This is a genomic window from Asticcacaulis currens (genome assembly GCF_028550395.1).
GTDB lineage: Bacteria > Pseudomonadota > Alphaproteobacteria > Caulobacterales > Caulobacteraceae > Asticcacaulis > Asticcacaulis currens.
On record NZ_JAQQKW010000003.1, the window covers coordinates 306,213 to 322,665 of the forward strand.

The window sequence follows — 16,453 nt, forward strand, 5'->3', positions numbered from 1 at the left end:
GCGCTCTCCGAACCGGGGCGGGCGATTATGCGCCTGCATCTAAGTGCCGCTTTAGCTCAGCCGGTAGAGCACCTCATTCGTAATGAGGGGGTCAGGTGTTCGAGTCACCTAAGCGGCACCATTTTTCCCCATTAAGATCAATATCTTGACACAACTACGCGAAACAAACACGCGCCGCCTTGCGTTCATGGGGCACAGATGGGGCACGCCATTTCCATATACAACCCCAAATTATGATGCTCTATAATTCCCCGATGAGTCGATTTCAGGAGGGGCAATGCTAGACGCCAAACGGAGCATGAAAGCGCGAATGCCATGGGGCGTTGCGCACAAAGTGCTGAGCGGTCTCGACATCTTACCTGGAATGGGTTGGGAGAAAACGCTTTCTAAGATCAATGACAGGGCAATAGACGCCGCAAAATCGGCTTCGATTTTAAATGCTCTGCGTGAGCACATCGTCTGCGGCGAAAAGTACTGCAAAATCCAGGAGGCATCGCGTGCGGAGTTGGACAGTCTAATCCCCGTATTGCGAGCCGTTACCATTCCAACCTCATCGTTCTCAGCTGCCTACCCGTTGTCACTCTCCGACGACGAACTATCCGACATTTACTCAGACCCCGTGTTAACTGCCGTTGAGGATTTCAATAACGGTCTAGCCCGGATCATTCATCGTAACGTTGTTCGGGTTTTCAGTTAGGTCGGCTTTTTCGCGGACGCGATTGTTGGCGTCGTGTTTTCCGCCACGCGCTGGGTTTGATTTTTCTCCGATGGGGTTGATGGTGATGGCGGCGGTTTCGGGGGCATAGCCCCGTCGTTCATGCGGGCGCGGGTTTGAGGGACGCCATTATATGGCGCAAGAGCGAAGCCTCCGGGCAAGCCGCGGCGAAGGCAATCCTTAGTCCATCGCCTCCTTTATGGTTTGCCCATAGGTGCTCTCACTCTCCGCGTAGTTTTCAATGGCGATGCAATCCGCTGCGGATGGCTCAGACGCGCACCTCGTTCGGTGCGACGCGCTCCAGAGTATCGCCGGCCGTTTTTATGTGGGCGATAAGCTTTTGAAACTCAGAGACGGTTTGGCTCAAGCGGCGTAGATGCCGAGCTCTACCTCCTTTGTCGTCAAGCATTACCCAGCGGCCTACATCCGGCGCAACGAACCACGGCTCTCCGTCGATCATGGTGGACCGAATGGTGACCGGCGCGTCGTTATACGTGGGCTGGAAGGTGAAGATGGGGCGGAATGGCTCCCTAGAGCGCGGGCAATCCACCCTTCGGTGATCTTCAAGCTAGCCACAGGGGAACGGACGGTGAGCGAGGGTGAGGAGAACTCTCCCTCCCCAACAATTAGATCAGACCTTAGTGAACCCTACACGTACCCAGCGGACCGCTTGGGCAACAGTAAGCGTCCCTCCCCAGCCCAGTAGCAGTCCTCCGACAGCGTAAAGAGGGATGGGATATGCCTCGGCGAACGCCGCCCTCACGGCTACAGCCGCCTCTGCATCGCAACTTGAAACGGGCTTATGTTGGCGCTCATGAGTCGACTGACATAACGCTTGAATAACGCTTGCTGTCTCAAGCTTCGGCCACAGAATTGTTCGAGCCCCGGTGAAGACGACGAGTGCCGCCCAAATTACGCTAAGGATCACACCAATCCTGTACCAGCCATTCAGGTTCTTCATGTTTCCCCCCTGACTCACCGAAGGTAACCATAGGTTGGATCGACCCGTAAGTCACCATGTGAAATAGAAGTCAGGCCGCAAGCGATTACTTTCCGTAGGCCTAAAGCCCGCTTAGGGCCAACTCTTTGCCCTCCCCGCCCTTCTTGGATTCTGTCCCGCCAGCTTTGAGCTGCGTCAGGATGTCTGCGAGCATCTCATTGGTCTTGACCTGCGCCGCAGTGAACTGGGCGAACGCGTCGGCGATGTCCATGGGCGGGGGCATGGCTTTCCGACCGTGGTCTTCGAGCGCGTACTTGCCGATCTTGCGGATACCCGTTCTTGCGCATAGGAACGGTCACGATTAAAAATGGCCCTACACAGCACACCAGTTAAGGGGTATTGCGTCCGACGACGAATGTTCGTGCGGTATCCTTATATTTTTGAGGACCGCAACCCAAACAACACAACAGTATTGGAGGCCATTTTGGGGGCCTTTTGTTTTTCAATATTTTCAAAGAAAATTGAATTCAAAGGCTTATTTCGACAATTCGAGTCACCTAAGCCCGATAGATCGTGAAGGTCAAGACAGCGGCTCCCGTAAATACGTAGGTCCACCGTGTCAATTCTCGGCGAAAATTAACATTCTGGAAACCACAACTAAGAAGATCCTCGACATCCTGATGAAGGGCATTTCGGCTTGGTAGGCGAAAGCTCCGAGGAGCCGAATGCCCCAGTGTGCGGCTTCGCACGATTGTAAATTCGCCCGCAACTCTGGCCATCTAGAGGCCGAGTTTCGCGTCAAACTCGCCCCCTCAGGCTGTTCCTATCCCGTTCTAAAGTTTGGGACTTTGAAGACCATGTTGTACGTAACAACGGTGCGTTTGAAACAGATTGCACAGATCGCGTAATTACCGAGGCCGACCCAGCGGCCGCCATGGACTATTCACGCAGACATCGAAGATCCAAAACTACAATCGCACAGTGAGAGGGCCTTATGGCGATGCCTAGAGGTTGACCGACGAGTGGTGTTAAGGCCAAGGCGCCGTAATGGATGAGCGTAAAGGTAAACGACTTCACCTTGATCGCGGAATTATCTCGCATCTGACATGCGAGATAATTCTTGACAAACCCGCAACGACATAGGAATTATGCCGCACGTCAGATGCGAGATAATTCCATGCTGCACCTCGTCGGCGAGACCATTACACCTAAGCAGGCGCACCTTCAGGCCAACAAGGGCGAACTTATCCAAATCGTCCGCGGTGTCTATGCCTCTGCGGTATCTGACGTGAACCAGGTCATCCGCTCCCATGCGGTCAGGATTGCCCACTACCTTTACCCTACCGCGTACCTGGCATCTGTATCGTCGTTAAACCTGACCCCCACGTCGGATGGGCGCCTATTCTTAAGCGGACGCCGGAACCAGCGTACCAGACTCAGAACGCTCGAGATCATCCAGAACGAGGCCCCTCCCAGTCCGTCACTGATCGACGTCATCGTCGGTGACGACATGGGTGAGATGCATGCCAAGGCTTCATCGCCGCGCCAACGCTTCCTCGAGGCCTTCCGCCTGAGAAGTGAACATGCCAGCGCCATCACGGAGGACATACGTGCCGCGACCGCCCGGCGATTGAGAGACGAATTCGGTAGCCCCGACGCGATCGTCGATGCGCTGTGGCCTTTGGCCAGGGAAAACGGCTGGCTCAAGGAACTGGAAGGTGCCCAGCGCTACCTAAAGGGAATAGACGAAGGCCACCGCCCCGTCAAAAACAAGTCCACGATCAACCTGATAGTTGCTTGGAACAAGAAGCCGGTCGGCACGCTTATCCACGATGGTGCCGAATGGCGCTGGAAGCCCTCGCCCGCGAAGGCGCCCCCGCTGATTAGAGATACACACCCGGGGAAGTTGCCATCTCTGGTAGAATCGCTACTACCGGAGGGCTGGCTGGCACAAATCCTGGAGGCCCGCGATGACCGCGACTTCTTGCGCTCCGGCAGACGCTACATGTCGAACATCGACATCGTCCCGTCATCGGCTGACCTGAACGCGCTGCCCGAAGACGTCTTACAGTCTCCCCTTGCAGCCCATTCGGACCATGGGCGTTTCACCGGCACTTACAAAGGCCCTGCCAGGGACGATATCGAAAGCACATTTGAACAAAATCTGGCGAGAGTGTTCATCCATGCCCAGACCCCAAGGCTTTCAGGCGTTCAAATCAAGGCGCCGATGTGCCTGACCTCGGAAGGCGAACTCAAGCCCGCCATCGACTTGCCATTCACTCACATTATGAAGCCAGCGGGCACCTCCGGCTTCGAGGGACTGCCCGTCGTCGAATGGCTCTGCCTGGAATTGGGACGAGGGGCCGGGTTCGAAACGCCCAACGCAGCCCTCATTGCTATGCCCGAAGGTATGCCACCTGCTCTGCTGGTTGAACGCTTTGATATCCGCAGTTCAAATGATGACCGCCGCTGGCTGGCAATGGAGGATTTTTGCTCAGTCCTGGATCAGCCCGCCTCCACCAAATATGACGGAACAATCGAAAAGATAGGTCGGGGCCTTCGGCCCCTCTCCACGCAGCCAAACGACGATATGAAGACGCTTTTCATGCGTGCCCTCTTCGCCTGGCTGATTGCCGATGGCGACATGCACTTGAAGAACCTGGCATTACTGAAGACCACATATGAAAACGAGCGGTACTTCAAGAGTGTCCGCTTCGCGCCACTCTACGACGCCGTTACCACGAGGGTATTTCCAGGCCTCGGACACGACCGCATGGCGTTGAAGGTCAATGGAAAGGACGACCGCCTGAAGCGTCGTGACTTCGTTCAATTAGCCCAGACCCTAGGTATAACCGTTATCGACGCTGTTTCAATAATGACCACTCTTATCCAGGCCGTTATCGACACCGCCAGGATTTTGGAATTGCCTGACTTGGACTATCCCGCGCAGATAAGAGATCTGAAATCAAAAATACAGGAAATTGTAGCTCGAAGAACCGATGACCTACTGAATGACGCGGATTAGTCCGGGGGACTGCAACTATTGCGCGGTCTAGGCGATCGCTGCGCTCGGTCTCACACACGGGCGGATGAAAGACTACTAAGATCTGTGAGCCATCCCACGAAGCCCCGAGATCAGCGCCGCCGAACTGGATCAAGCCATAGCCGCAGCATTCCAGCGGCGGGGCACACCTATCCCGTCTGAGCCTCCTCCGGGACTTTCAAAAGCCATGCATACCTCCGCAGACGCGAGCCGACGTTGGACGGCTTATGCCGGGTCCAGAGTACCGAACGGCTAAAATTAGAAGAGATCGAAAGTACCATCTGAGGAGTTGTTGGTCCGACTTGTCGGCCTATTTCAGCGGCTCTATGACGCGGCATCTACACGCTCTTGCGCCTAAAACCGGTCCCCATTACAAAGGCCCTACACAGCACCCCAGTTAAGTGCTATTGCGCCCGACGAAGAATGTTCGTGCGGTATCTTTATATTTTTGAGGACCGTAACACAAACAACACAACAGAATTGGGGGCCATTTTGGGGGCCTCTTAATTTTCAAGAATTTCAAAGAAAATTGAATTCAAACGGTTATTTCTAGAATTCGAGTCACCTAAGCGGCACCACTCTTTTCCAAAAATTCAAAAGCCTACTGAACTGCGCAGGAATTGCGTCTTGGGCAACAGCTTCGGGCCACATGACCATACGCTCGCGACAGAGCCGCAGTCACAGCTTGGGTGTCAGGTACAGGTCGCCGTTACGATACAGGACCACGTGCTGCGAGCCCGCCCAGTAAGGCATGGCGGCGGTCTGATCCGCCGACATCAGCCACCAGACGCGCTTTGAAAAGCCATAGGACACCCCGGCCAGCGGCGTCACGATCAGCAGAAAGACAATAAAGCCTGACAGGACATGGCGGTAGGTGCCGTTGAATATCTTGCGCGACTCGATCAGCCAGATCAGCAGCAGGATAAAGCCCAGTGAGAACACCACCGCCATGATGATCGGGGCTTCCAGTCGCATCACATATTTCGACAGGAGGTCAGCGGTCACGCGGTCAATCGACACGCCCTGCCGCATGGCCAGCCATTCGAGGGCAGAGACCCCCGCCACGATCACCATGATCAGGAAGGCATAGACGTAAAGGTGCGCACCGGTTTTGCGCTTTCGCGGGCCCTCTTCGGCCGCAGGGCTCCCGCTTGAGGGCAAAAAGATATGCCCCAGCACGGTCAGAAGCGTCGTCAGAAACAGAAAATAGATATAGTAGAGGCCGATATCATAAGCAGACAGAAACGATATCAAATTTAGTCGCGCCGAAGCAAAATAGCCCCACAAATATAGAATTTCGAATATTAGCGCAAAAATACAGACATGCAAAAAATGCGCGCGCAAATTTTGAAACTTTTGTGAAATCTCCAGCCACTCTTTTTCCATAATCTGCCCCTGTTCTGGAAAAAGCCCCATCCATCTGGCGGGGAAATTTACATACGGAGCCGTATAAGGCCAGAGCCGTCAGCACGCCTCAAAAGCGAATCCGGCGCTTTTCCCGCCGGTCGTGACCTTTATCGCACAGAGGGAGTCATTCCTCGCGGAAGGCGCGGCTGAACTGGTCGTAGAGAGGCTTGAGGAAATAGCTCATGACGCTGCGGCGTTCGGTTTCGATCATTACCTCGACGGGCATCCCCGCCACCAGCTTTTGTCGAAGCGCCTTCGGCACACCGGCCGCAGAGAGGTTGAGGCGGACGAGATAATAGGCTTCGCCTGTCTTGGGATCGCTCAGGGCGTCCGCCGACACGGAGTCGATGCCGGCATCCGCCTGCGGCGTGGTGGTCGCGGAAAAGGCCGTAAAGCGGACGTGGGCAGACGCCCTGGCGCGCACCTGATCAATATGACGGGGATCGACCCGCGCTTCGATCGTCAGGGGATCGCCTTCGGGCACCAGCGACATCAGCACCTCGCCCGCCCCGGCCACATCGCCGGCCGAATGGACGTGCAGGCCCATGACGCGCCCGGCGGTAGGGGCGCGCAGTTCGGTGCGCTGGCGAGCATCGACCGTCACCCGCCGCTCCTGCCCGATCTGAGCCAGACGCGCCTCCACATCTTTCAGTTCGTCCGCGGCTTCGGTCTGCGTCTGGGATTGCAGTTGCAGTATCTGCATCCGCAAAGCCGACGCCTGGGTGCGGTACTGGGCGCGGCGGCTGCTGACATTGGCCTGCTGAGCGCGCAGGTCTTCGGCCTGTCGTTTATACTGATTGACGCGCGTGATGGGGGCATAGCCCTTACTGTAGAGGTCTTCCATGGCCGCGCCTTCCGAAACGATCAGCGCATACTGGCGGCCATAGGCCTCCCCCTGCGCATCGAGACCTTCCACCGCCTCACCGCTTTGCCGGATCTGGGCCAGAATTTCCTGACGCTTCTCGGCGCGCAGACGCAGACGTGCCTGATAGAGGGCCTTTTCCACACTCAGACGCTGGGCGGCCTCCGGCGTCTGCGGAGCCGTGACCGAGGCGTCGGGCCAGCCGCGACCGGCGATTTCGGCTTCAAGCCGCGACTTGCGCAATTGAAGCCGCGCCCACTGATCGGCGAGGATGGCATCCTGAGAGGCGCTTTGCGTTTCGTCCATGCGGATCAGCACGGCGTCCTTGCGCACATAGTCGCCTTCGCGGACAAGGACGGACTGGATGACCCCGCCTTCCTTGTGCTGAATGGGCTTGACGCTGCCGGTGACCGAGACGCGACCCGGTGCGATCACCGCCCCGACGATGCAGAAGAGGCAGGCCCAGATCAGCAAAGACAACAGGCCCATCACGATCAGGCCGCAGCCGATGGACGACAGCCGGACCATTTTGTCGAAATCATTATGCGCAGTCATGGCGGCTCAGCCCTGATTGACGGCCACAAGGCCGTGTGGTCGGAAAATATCGGCGGGCGCGCCCAGTCGGGCCACCTTACCGGCGGTGAGGACCAGTATCTTGTGCGCGCACTGGATCAGGGCCTGACGGTGGACGGAGACGATGGCGATGCCGCCACGCGCACAGTGGCGTTTAAGCGCCGTCAGCAGGGCTCCTTCGCCATGCGCATCCAGTGCGGCATTCGGCTCATCGAGGATAAGGACGAAGGGGTCGCCATAGAGGGCCCAGGCCAGGGCGATACGCTGCTTCTGACCGCCGGAGAGGACGGTTTCACCGGGGCCGAGTCGGGTATCGAAACCCTGAGGCAGGCCGCGTATCCACGGCCCCAGTCCGGCGGCTTCGGCGGCCTTTAGAATGGCGTCGGACGTTGCGTCCGGATTGAAGCGCGCAATGTTTTCGGCGAGGCTGCCGGGCAGCAGCTCGACCTCCTGCGGCAGGTAGCCGATGATGCGGGCGCGATCGGCGGGCGACCATTGCGACAGGGTGGAATCGTCAAACCGCACCTCGCCGGTACTGCCGGGCAAGGCCCCCACGAGCGCCTTCATCAGGCTCGACTTACCGGCACCGCTGGGGCCGACCACCGCCAGCATCTCGCCCGCCTCAAGACTGAAACCGCTGAGGTCGAGAAAGGGCCGCCCCTCCGGCGTGACGGCCTGCACCTTCTCAACCCGCAGATGACGGCTGGGCAGGGGCAAGCGCACGCCCGGCGTGTCGCTGACCTCGCTCAGGGCCTCTTGCAGACGCTGGCAGGCTTCGCGCGTGGCCACGGCCGGCTTCCACAGGCCGATAGCCTGTTCGATAGGACTGAGGGCGCGACCGAGAAGAATAGAGGCGGCCATCATGACCCCGCCGCTGGCCTTGTCCGTGATGACCAGATAGGCACCGGCGGCCAGAACGACGGATTGCAGGCCCAGCCGGCAGGCCCGTGACAGGGCCGCATACAGACCGGCGGTGGCCCCCTGCTGAAACAGATGATCGCCCGCAAAGCCGCCAAGTGTGCGCCAGTGGCGCTGAAGCTGGGGCACCATGCCCAGCGGCACAAGAGTGCCTGCGCTGTGGCGGCAGGCATCGCTCAGGCTTTGGGCCTGGGCCGCGAAACGCGTGATTTCGCGCTGATGCGCGGCGGTGGCCCGGTTGGCCAGCAATGTCAGGCTGACCAGCAGGACCATACCGGCCGCGCAGACCACTCCCAGCAGCGGGTGAAGGACAAACAGGAGGATCAGAAACAGGGGCGCCCACGGCAGGTCCAGACCAACGACCCGACCCGATCCGCTGAAAAAGCTCCGCAGTTGCTCCAGATCGCGCAGAAGCTGAGCCCCGACCTGCGGTCTCCCGTCAAGAGCCGCACCGATATGCGCCCGGAACACCGCGTCTGCCAGCCGGTTGTACAGATACTGCCCCATATGGAGGAACAGGCGCGAGCGCACCGCATCGAGCAGCGCCATCAGACCGTACACCAGCCCCATCATGACCATCAGGGCCTGAAGCGTCGGCAGGCTGTGCGCGGGCAGGACGCGGTCATAAACCTGAATCATAAAAAGCGCGCCGGAAAACATCAGAAGACTGAGGAGGCCGCTGAACAGACCTGCCAGTATCAACGGCCGCCGGAGCCGTTGCGTTGCGACCTTCAGAGACAGGCTTTGCGCGTCTTCCGACGGGCGCGACAGGGCGTCGGATGCAGGACGGGGTGTTACAGGGTCGATCATCCGGGGCTCCAAAGAAGATTCCCGGACACCCCAGCAATATTCATGCGTAAATCAGCGCGCTGCCTTTAGTAAATTTCGCCGATAAGCTGCCTGATGCAATAGAAAAAATATTACCTAAATTCATATAGTTGTGAATTTTAACAATTTATTATATGTTAATTTAAAATAATTATAAATACTAATAAAATAATAATTTCTAAATTTGGGTTATGTATAATTGTAATTTTGTTTCAAATAGAGATTTATTTTCAAAATTTCGCAAATAACAATTTTAATATAACGCAAATATAATTTTTGATTTAAACAAAAAATTTGAATTTCACGCTAATTATTTTGAGTGCAAATTCAAAATGGAGAAATTTATCATTTTGTTAATTATATAAAATCAACAAAACGGTGAATAAATATCACGATTACACCAATTTACAGGTAAGGCGCGCAATTTGCACAAAATCAGGCGCGCCAATACTGGCGTGAATCCATTGAAATGGAGTTTCACAATGTCCATACAGCTTAATGTAAATGTATCTACCGTGTCCGGCTCGACCGTGACACTGGTGGGCAGTGCACCGGACGCCACGAATGATGATTTCATCCGCGGCAGCGCCGGGGCCGATACGATTGATGCCGGAGCGGGTAACGACCGGGTCTGGGCCGGCAACGGCAATGACCTTGTCAATGGCGGGGCTGGCGACGACATTCTCTATGGTGAGAATGGCGATGACATCCTGGTCGGCGGCGAAGGCAATGATATCCTTTATGGCGGCAATGATCAGGACTGGCTGTTCGGCGGAGAGGGCAATGATTACCTCTACGGCGACAGCGGTAATGACGTGCTGGACGGCGGCGCGGGTAATGACCTCCTGTGGGGCGGTACCGGCAATGACCGTCTGGATGGGGGTGCCGGGGCCGATATGCTGAGTGGCGGGTCGGGCAATGACATATTGACCGGCGGTGCAGGCAGCGACCGCTTCGAATACTGGCTCAACAACGCCAACAAGTCGCTCAATCTGGGGGCCGAGTTCGGCAAGGACGTGATTACCGACTTCACCAGCGGCACGGACAAGCTGGACCTGCGCACCCTGTTCGAGCGCCTGTCCGATGCGGACGTGTCCAAGGTACTGACGGCGGCGGACGCGCTGGTCGGGGATAACGGCAAATATCTCTATGAGATGAACCTGCCGGGCTTTGAGATCAAGGCCAGCAACGGTTCGGCCCTGACGGGTGGATTCACCTCGCTGGGCGGGGATGCGCTGAAGTTCGACCTCAGTGTGTCCACGATCAACAGGGCCGGTCAGGTGATCATCAAGGTGCAGAACCTGAGCAATGCGGCGGATACGGGCATGGAAATCAAGCTCGACAACCTGTCCGATCTGAAGGCCAGCGACTTCCTGCGTGAAAGCCTTAAGGTCGTGCACGGCGATGCCGCCGACAATGTGATGAGCGGTTACGACTTTGGCGACAAGGGCGTGAAGCTCTACGGCTTCGGCGGCAATGACACGCTCGAAGGCACCAAGATGAGCGATAACCTCTTCGGCGGCGAAGGGCATGACACGCTGAACGGCGGTAAAGGCAATGACTACCTTTACGGCGAAAACGGCAATGACATCCTCAATGGCGGCGAAGGCAATGATCAGCTCTGGGGCGGTAACGGCAACGACACGCTCAGTGGCGGCGCGGGCAATGACTACCTCTATGCCGGGGTCGGCAACGACACGCTCAGCGGCGGCGACGGCAAGGACGTCTTCGTCATGGGCGGCAAGGTGACGGTGGACTGGACCAAGGGCACAGCCGCTTTCAATGTGGACGAAGGCACCAAGGTGATCACCGACTTCACCAAGGGGCAGGACATGATCCGTTTTGCCGACTTCATCCCCGAATGGAACCTGCAGAACGCCCAGCTTCGCCAGCAGTTCGTCAGCACCTGGTTCAAGGACCACGCCGCCCTGATCGACACCAATAATGACGGTGTCGGCGACAGGCTTTCGATCAAGGGCGACAATAACGGTGCAGCCGCAGGCGGTCAGTGGGAGATTCAAATCCAGCACGGCGAAGCCATCTATGCCGACCTGACCGATGGCAGCTTCAACTATCAGGACTACTTCAGCTTCGTCTGATGAGGTCGCCTGAAGGTGAAGAAGCGGAAAAGGCGAAGTGGCCGTGTGCTCAAACGCCGTCACTTCGCCCTCTCAACGGCAGATATTACGCTCTATCGTTGAGGAACCGTCCTCAGACATAGCGCGGCGCGGCGGATTGTCACCTCCGCAAATCCGGAAATGACGCAAATGTACCAAGCTCGGTTCAGTTTGCCGCTTTCGCCTGCCGGTTGATCGCTTCCTGCCGCCTCACACGACGCCAAACCCCGTGCCGCTCGTCAGGCTTGCGGATGAATACCTGACCACTCGCTGATTCTTTGTGCTGCGCACAATTCTGGCGATAACATTGTTTGATATGGGAAAATGGGCGATTTTTGTGCCGAAGCCGTGCAGAAGTTACCGCTAGTGAAGCCCAAAGCCAGACCACGGGGACGCCGATCAAAAACGCGAATGTCGCAATTGGAACAAATGAAGGGCGATTGACGCCTCCGCGGCAAATTCGCCTCTTACGATAAAATGAAAATGCGATTAACCGTCGCTTAGGAGTGGGCTGATGTCAAATACTAGCGCTTTACCGCAAGGGGAGTGGAGAATTACAGGGGACGGGTTTGATGATCTCGCGCAACTTATGCAGCGTCATTGCGCTATATCGGCGCAACAACGCGACACTACCCAACCAGTAAACTGGGGACTGAATCTCTCCTGTGTTGAGTCTCGCCACCTTAAAGATCACATCTATTTAAAGTTGTGGATGGTGGAGTGTTCGGCGGACTGGTCCTACACCTCAGCGACACCCAGCGACGACATCGTGATGAGCTTTCCGCTGGAGGGGCGTCAGAGCCACACCTTTGCCGACCAGACGGTCGAAATTGGCCAAGGTCAGGCCATCATGTATCAGCAGCGCGAGCAGATTCGTCAGAGCTTCATCGCGGGTGACGGCGTGGCCCGTTCCGTCTCGCTGCGCCTCAGCCATAAGTGCGTGCGTCGCATTATTGCGCGCCGCACCGGGCGCTTCGACCGCCTGCGCACCGATTTCCGTCAGGTTTTCGAACAGAGCCTGCCGGGATTCGCTCTGATACCGGCTCTGGCCACCACGCTGTCCGGGCTGGATTCGGACGCAGTGTTTTCCGTCCTGTCCGAAGAAACGCGGCACGCCCTGATCACGGCCATGGGCGAACTGGTGTTCGACCTTGTGCCCAATGTCACGCGCCGCCACGTCCGCCTGTCGGAGGCCGATGGCGTCCCGCCCTATGTCCGCAAGGCCTGCGATTACGTTCTGCATCATTACCGCGACGCCATCACGATCCGCCAACTGGCCGAACACTGCGCCGTCAGCCTGCGCAAGCTGGAGCGCGGTTTTGACCAGAGCCTGAAGACCACCCCCTCTGCCTTCGTCAAAAAGGTCCGCCTCGAAGCCATCCGCGCGGTCCTCACCTCCGGCGGCTTTCGCGGCACCATATCGGCCCTGGCGGCGGAATGTGGATATTCCAGCCGACACCGGTTTCTCAAAGACTATACGGCGCGATTTGGAGAAACCCCCAGAGAAACACTGCGCGCCCACAAGCCATAACCGACTGTGCAAAACCCTTCGGTTTCAACAGATGCCCCCACGATGGAGATGATGTTAAGCCGAACTTAACCATTCCCCTGCACATATAGGTTGTGCTCAAAAATATCATGAAACTGCGAGGAGCGAACCAATGTTTGCTATTCCTGCGGGTATGGGCACGATTCCTGCCAGCCCCTACGCACAGACGGTCAGTCCGGCAGACCTGAAAGATCGCCGTCAGGTACTGACCTCCCTGGTCAGCGATGCCACGGGAACGGTATCGGTGGATACCAAGGCCAAGGCCCTGAGCGCGCTTAGTCTGCTGCAATTCACAAACGCTCTGGCCGAAACGCGTCCGGCGACACCGCTCACCACCGACACCATTGTCCTGTCCGAAGAAGCCACACGACAGCTCCGGCAATCGCAGGGCGATGCGACAGCGGCCTCTGCTGCCGTCTAATGCCTTAAGTATGGCTCTTGCCGGAGGCTGGCTGAGCCACCCTGGCCACCGCGTCAACGGCGGCTTGAGCACAACAGGGGCAGCGCGTTCTGAAACGCGCTGAAACGCCCCGATCCGTACCTTTTCTGAGTAACGCATCCCACGCGGCCCACCATCAACGGCCGCCCTCTCAATATCGCGCTACCTCACGACACACATCTGAGGCTGGGGGACGTTGCGTCCGCCCAGCGACGGACCGCCACAAGGACACGACATGCCGCCATCTCAGCTTATGGAGCCCAAACGCCCCCCGGCCAAGGCGGGGCGCGATCTGCGCAGTCTCGCCAGTCTGGGCGACACCGCCACGACCAGCCGCGTTCTCAACCTGTCGGAGATAGCCCGGACCTCGCGCGACGATCCGGACTACGCCACCCTCCCCTTTTTCCGCGACCCGCGGCTCAACAAGTGCATCCTGATCAAACACACCCTGCGCAATCACGAGCTGGGTCATTTTCAGCAGCCGCGCCGGACCGCCACAAAGCTGGTCCTGCCTTTCGACGGCAGCAATCTGAAGCTGGGGGGCAGTTCCATCTTTGTGGGTGAGATGGGGTTTGAGGCCTTCTGTAAAGATTTCCTGCAGGGCTGTTCGCTGGCCGACGCCCATCCGGATATCGAACTGCTGATGCTGCTGGACACCATTCCGACGCTCGATCCGTTCCTGCTGCGGGAATTGCTGTCGCGACACGGCTACCGCCCGGCCGCCTGCTATCTGCGCATCTCACCGGCGGACGTTCAGAAAATGCTGGGCTTCGCCAATAGCGAGATCGAACGGCTGGTCTCGATGGCCTTCGGCAGCGCCAATTCGGCAGCCTCCTTGAAGCTGACGACGCGTATCCTGTCGAACGCGCTGGATACCGAACTTTCCGACCTGCAGCAGACGCTCATGCTGTCGGATCATGAGTTTTCCGAAGGCATTTTTTCGTGGCGCGGCTTCCTCTATTTCAAATGGCGCTATCTCCAGATGAAGGCCGAAATGCAGGGCGTGTTTGAGGGCCTGTCCAGCTATCAGCCGCGCCGACTGATCGACCCGGATACGGCGGCCTATCTTAAGTCGGTGCGCCCGGCACTGGTGCGCAAGATTACCAGCGTCATGACCGCCATCGGGCGCGCCCTGTCCGTCTATGACCGCGCCTATAGGGGGCTGGTGGAACGCGGCGAACCGGCCCTGTTCCGCGACTTCCTGCTCAATGGCCCCCGACTGTTCTACGAACTGGGCGAATGTTGCGGCGTCATCGGCCATATCGGTTCCTTCTGGGCCTATCGCCTGAGCCCCGGACAGGGTCGTATGGACGCGATGGACTATGCCGAAGTGCTGATGGACTTCGAAGACAGTCTGGCCATCATCGACGGGATAAAGGAATGAGCCGTCCCAAGGTCAAAAACCGCGAATTTCGCAGTCTGGCCAATATAAGCGACACGGGTTCGACCAGTCGCATCCTCAACCTGTGCCATGTGAAGCTGAACGCCTCCGCCGAAGAGGCGAAGACGACCCAGCCCTTTTTCAAAAGCGCCGAACTCAACAAGTCCATCATCATCAAGCACGCCTTACGACCCAATGAGCGCGAACTGTTCCTCAAGCCCGCCAGCGTCGCCACCAAGATCATCCTGCCGTTCGACTCGCGCGATCTGCGACTGGGAGGCGGGGCCATCTTCATCAACGAGTACGGCTATAAACAGGCCATGGAGGACGTTCTGGGTAAGGAGGCGCGTCATCAGTATGCGGACGACCTCAACATCCTTCAGCTTATCGACACCCTGCCCTCTCTCGACCCCTTCATCCTGCGCGAATGTCTGGCGCGCAACGGCATTCATCCGTCGAGCGCCTATTTCCGCATTTCGACCAGCGACATTGCCTCGATGACCGCCTTCGCCAGCGATGAGTTTTCAAAGCTGGTGCGCATTGCGCTCGACGAAAATCAGGCGGCGGCATCGTCACGATTTGTCACCAAAATCCTGTCGGACAAGGTGGATTCCGAACTGGACCCGTTTCGCACTACCTTGCGTCTGAACGCCAAGGATTTTGCCGAAGGTCTCTTTTCGTGGCGCGGCTTTCTGTACTTCAAATGGCAATATCTTCGGCTGCGCGACGACCTGAAAAAGGTGCTGAACGAAATGCTGACCTACCGCACCATTGGCTTTCGTGACCCGGCGATGCTGGAATATATCGAAAAGGCCCGGCCGCGCGTCGCCCATGACGTATCGGCCGTATTCGAAGCCGTTGGTCTGATGCTGTCGCGCTATGACGAGGCCTTCGCGGCCCTGACCGAACGCCGCGACCCCAATCCGTTCCGCACCTTCCTGCTGAAAGGACCGCAGATGTTTTATGAGCTGGGCGAGCGCGTGGGCGTCCTCAGCCATATCAACTCGTTCTGGGCCTACCACTTCGGCACGCTGGGCGGTCGGCGGATGTCGCTCCTCGATTTCGCCGAAGTCCTGATGGATTTCGAGGACAGTCTGAGGTCCGTTTTCATTGACGTAAATACGCCCCCTCAAAAGCCGGAAGGAATCTCGCGTTGAAACCCGCACATATCCTACAGATACCCAATGATTTGCAGGCCAAGCTGGGGGATACGCCTCTGGACGGCGCGCTGCTGCAAAAGATGGAAGACGCCCTGCAAACCTTGTCCGGCGAATTTCCCCTGTGGCTGGCCGATGAGGTGACGCGACTGCAAAGGGCCGTCAGGGCGGCGCGGCAAACCCCCGGCTCGGACAGCCGGCGCACACTTCTCAAAAGCTGCGGCGACCTGAAAGGGATGGGGACGACCTGCGGCTATCCGCTGATCAGCCGCGTGGCCAGTTCGGCCTGCGCCCTGCTGAGAGAGGAGAGCAACCTCGCCGAGGCGATGCCCCTGCTCGAAGCGCATGTGGCGGCCATAACCGTGCTTCTGGATTGCCAGATTCGCTGCGAAAGTCACGAGGAAGGCCGCTTGCTGGCCAGCGAGTTGGAGTGTCAGACGCGGTTGTTCAGCGAGCAGCAACTCACCCTCTGAGCCGCGCTCAGGCCACCTTTGCGGCGGCGGCCCCAAAAACACCGGGAGTCC

The 16,453-nt window shown here is 57.8% G+C and carries 12 protein-coding genes and 1 tRNA gene; 9 read left to right on the top strand and 4 right to left on the bottom strand.

Going from position 1 to position 16,453, the window contains the following annotated elements; translation table 11 throughout:
- Nucleotides 1-45: 45 nt before the first annotated feature.
- Both PQU94_RS06900 and PQU94_RS06905 read left to right on the top strand, forming a co-directional pair.
- A tRNA-Thr gene (locus PQU94_RS06900) sits at nt 46-121 on the top strand.
- 156 nt (nt 122-277) lie between these two features.
- Nucleotides 278-697 carry a hypothetical protein gene (locus PQU94_RS06905; protein ID WP_272740731.1) on the top strand — a complete coding sequence of 140 codons (420 nt, stop codon included), beginning with the start codon at nt 278-280 and terminating at the stop codon, nt 695-697.
- Nucleotides 698-1,776: 1,079 nt separating this feature from the next.
- Here PQU94_RS06905 and PQU94_RS06910 read toward each other — a convergent pair.
- On the bottom strand, nt 1,777-1,926 hold the full coding sequence (locus PQU94_RS06910; RefSeq protein WP_272740732.1) for a hypothetical protein: 150 nt from the start codon (nt 1,924-1,926) through the stop codon (nt 1,777-1,779).
- A gap of 906 nt (nt 1,927-2,832) precedes the next feature.
- Between PQU94_RS06910 and PQU94_RS06915 the strand changes: the two genes are divergently transcribed.
- Nucleotides 2,833-4,680, top strand: coding sequence for a type II toxin-antitoxin system HipA family toxin (locus tag PQU94_RS06915; RefSeq protein WP_272740733.1), 1,848 nt, complete (start codon nt 2,833-2,835; stop codon nt 4,678-4,680).
- Between the two features lie 696 nt (nt 4,681-5,376).
- Here the strand turns inward: PQU94_RS06915 and PQU94_RS06920 are convergent.
- The 3 genes from PQU94_RS06920 to PQU94_RS06930 form a co-directional block, all read right to left on the bottom strand.
- Nucleotides 5,377-5,952 carry a hypothetical protein gene (locus PQU94_RS06920; protein ID WP_272740734.1) on the bottom strand — a complete coding sequence of 192 codons (576 nt, stop codon included), beginning with the start codon at nt 5,950-5,952 and terminating at the stop codon, nt 5,377-5,379.
- A 277-nt stretch (nt 5,953-6,229) separates the two neighbouring features.
- Nucleotides 6,230-7,522 carry an HlyD family type I secretion periplasmic adaptor subunit gene (locus PQU94_RS06925; RefSeq protein ID WP_272740735.1) on the bottom strand — a complete coding sequence of 431 codons (1,293 nt, stop codon included), beginning with the start codon at nt 7,520-7,522 and terminating at the stop codon, nt 6,230-6,232.
- A gap of 6 nt (nt 7,523-7,528) precedes the next feature.
- Entirely contained in the window at nt 7,529-9,268 is a 1,740-nt protein-coding gene (locus tag PQU94_RS06930) for a type I secretion system permease/ATPase (protein ID WP_272740736.1), read from the bottom strand.
- 500 nt (nt 9,269-9,768) lie between these two features.
- On the opposite strand from PQU94_RS06930, the gene PQU94_RS06935 reads away from it, so the two are divergent.
- The 6 genes from PQU94_RS06935 to PQU94_RS06960 all read left to right on the top strand — a co-directional run bounded on the left by PQU94_RS06935 (nt 9,769) and on the right by PQU94_RS06960 (nt 16,402).
- Nucleotides 9,769-11,385 (top strand): calcium-binding protein, encoded by a 1,617-nt coding sequence (locus PQU94_RS06935; RefSeq protein ID WP_272740737.1) that lies wholly within the window; start codon nt 9,769-9,771, stop codon nt 11,383-11,385.
- Between the two features lie 730 nt (nt 11,386-12,115).
- Nucleotides 12,116-12,934 carry a helix-turn-helix domain-containing protein gene (locus PQU94_RS06940; protein ID WP_272740738.1) on the top strand — a complete coding sequence of 273 codons (819 nt, stop codon included), beginning with the start codon at nt 12,116-12,118 and terminating at the stop codon, nt 12,932-12,934.
- Nucleotides 12,935-13,064: 130 nt separating this feature from the next.
- Nucleotides 13,065-13,373: a hypothetical protein gene (locus PQU94_RS06945; protein WP_272740739.1), complete on the top strand. Its 309-nt coding sequence runs from the start codon at nt 13,065-13,067 to the stop codon at nt 13,371-13,373.
- 253 nt (nt 13,374-13,626) lie between these two features.
- Nucleotides 13,627-14,775 carry a hypothetical protein gene (locus tag PQU94_RS06950; protein ID WP_272740740.1) on the top strand — a complete coding sequence of 383 codons (1,149 nt, stop codon included), beginning with the start codon at nt 13,627-13,629 and terminating at the stop codon, nt 14,773-14,775.
- Complete coding sequence (locus tag PQU94_RS06955) at nt 14,772-15,929, top strand: hypothetical protein (RefSeq protein ID WP_272740741.1); 1,158 nt, start codon at nt 14,772-14,774, stop codon at nt 15,927-15,929. Before PQU94_RS06950 ends, PQU94_RS06955 begins: the two co-directional genes overlap by 4 nt.
- A complete protein-coding gene (locus tag PQU94_RS06960) occupies nt 15,926-16,402 on the top strand; it encodes an Hpt domain-containing protein (protein WP_272740742.1) in 477 nt (158 codons plus the stop codon). Before PQU94_RS06955 ends, PQU94_RS06960 begins: the two co-directional genes overlap by 4 nt.
- Nucleotides 16,403-16,453 lie beyond the last annotated feature (51 nt).

Bases quoted from the DNA above. Each gene is read 5' to 3' on its own strand.
- PQU94_RS06925 (WP_272740735.1), bottom strand. From the start codon at position 7,522: ATGACTGCGCATAATGATTTCGACAAAATGGTCCGGCTGTCGTCCATC.
- PQU94_RS06915 (WP_272740733.1), top strand. From the start codon at position 2,833: ATGCTGCACCTCGTCGGCGAGACCATTACACCTAAGCAGGCGCACCTT.
- PQU94_RS06955 (WP_272740741.1), top strand. From the start codon at position 14,772: ATGAGCCGTCCCAAGGTCAAAAACCGCGAATTTCGCAGTCTGGCCAAT.
- PQU94_RS06950 (WP_272740740.1), top strand. From the start codon at position 13,627: ATGCCGCCATCTCAGCTTATGGAGCCCAAACGCCCCCCGGCCAAGGCG.
- PQU94_RS06940 (WP_272740738.1), top strand. From the start codon at position 12,116: ATGGTGGAGTGTTCGGCGGACTGGTCCTACACCTCAGCGACACCCAGC.
- PQU94_RS06945 (WP_272740739.1), top strand. From the start codon at position 13,065: ATGTTTGCTATTCCTGCGGGTATGGGCACGATTCCTGCCAGCCCCTAC.
- PQU94_RS06935 (WP_272740737.1), top strand. From the start codon at position 9,769: ATGTCCATACAGCTTAATGTAAATGTATCTACCGTGTCCGGCTCGACC.
- PQU94_RS06930 (WP_272740736.1), bottom strand. From the start codon at position 9,268: ATGATCGACCCTGTAACACCCCGTCCTGCATCCGACGCCCTGTCGCGC.
- PQU94_RS06910 (WP_272740732.1), bottom strand. From the start codon at position 1,926: ATGGACATCGCCGACGCGTTCGCCCAGTTCACTGCGGCGCAGGTCAAG.
- PQU94_RS06905 (WP_272740731.1), top strand. From the start codon at position 278: ATGCTAGACGCCAAACGGAGCATGAAAGCGCGAATGCCATGGGGCGTT.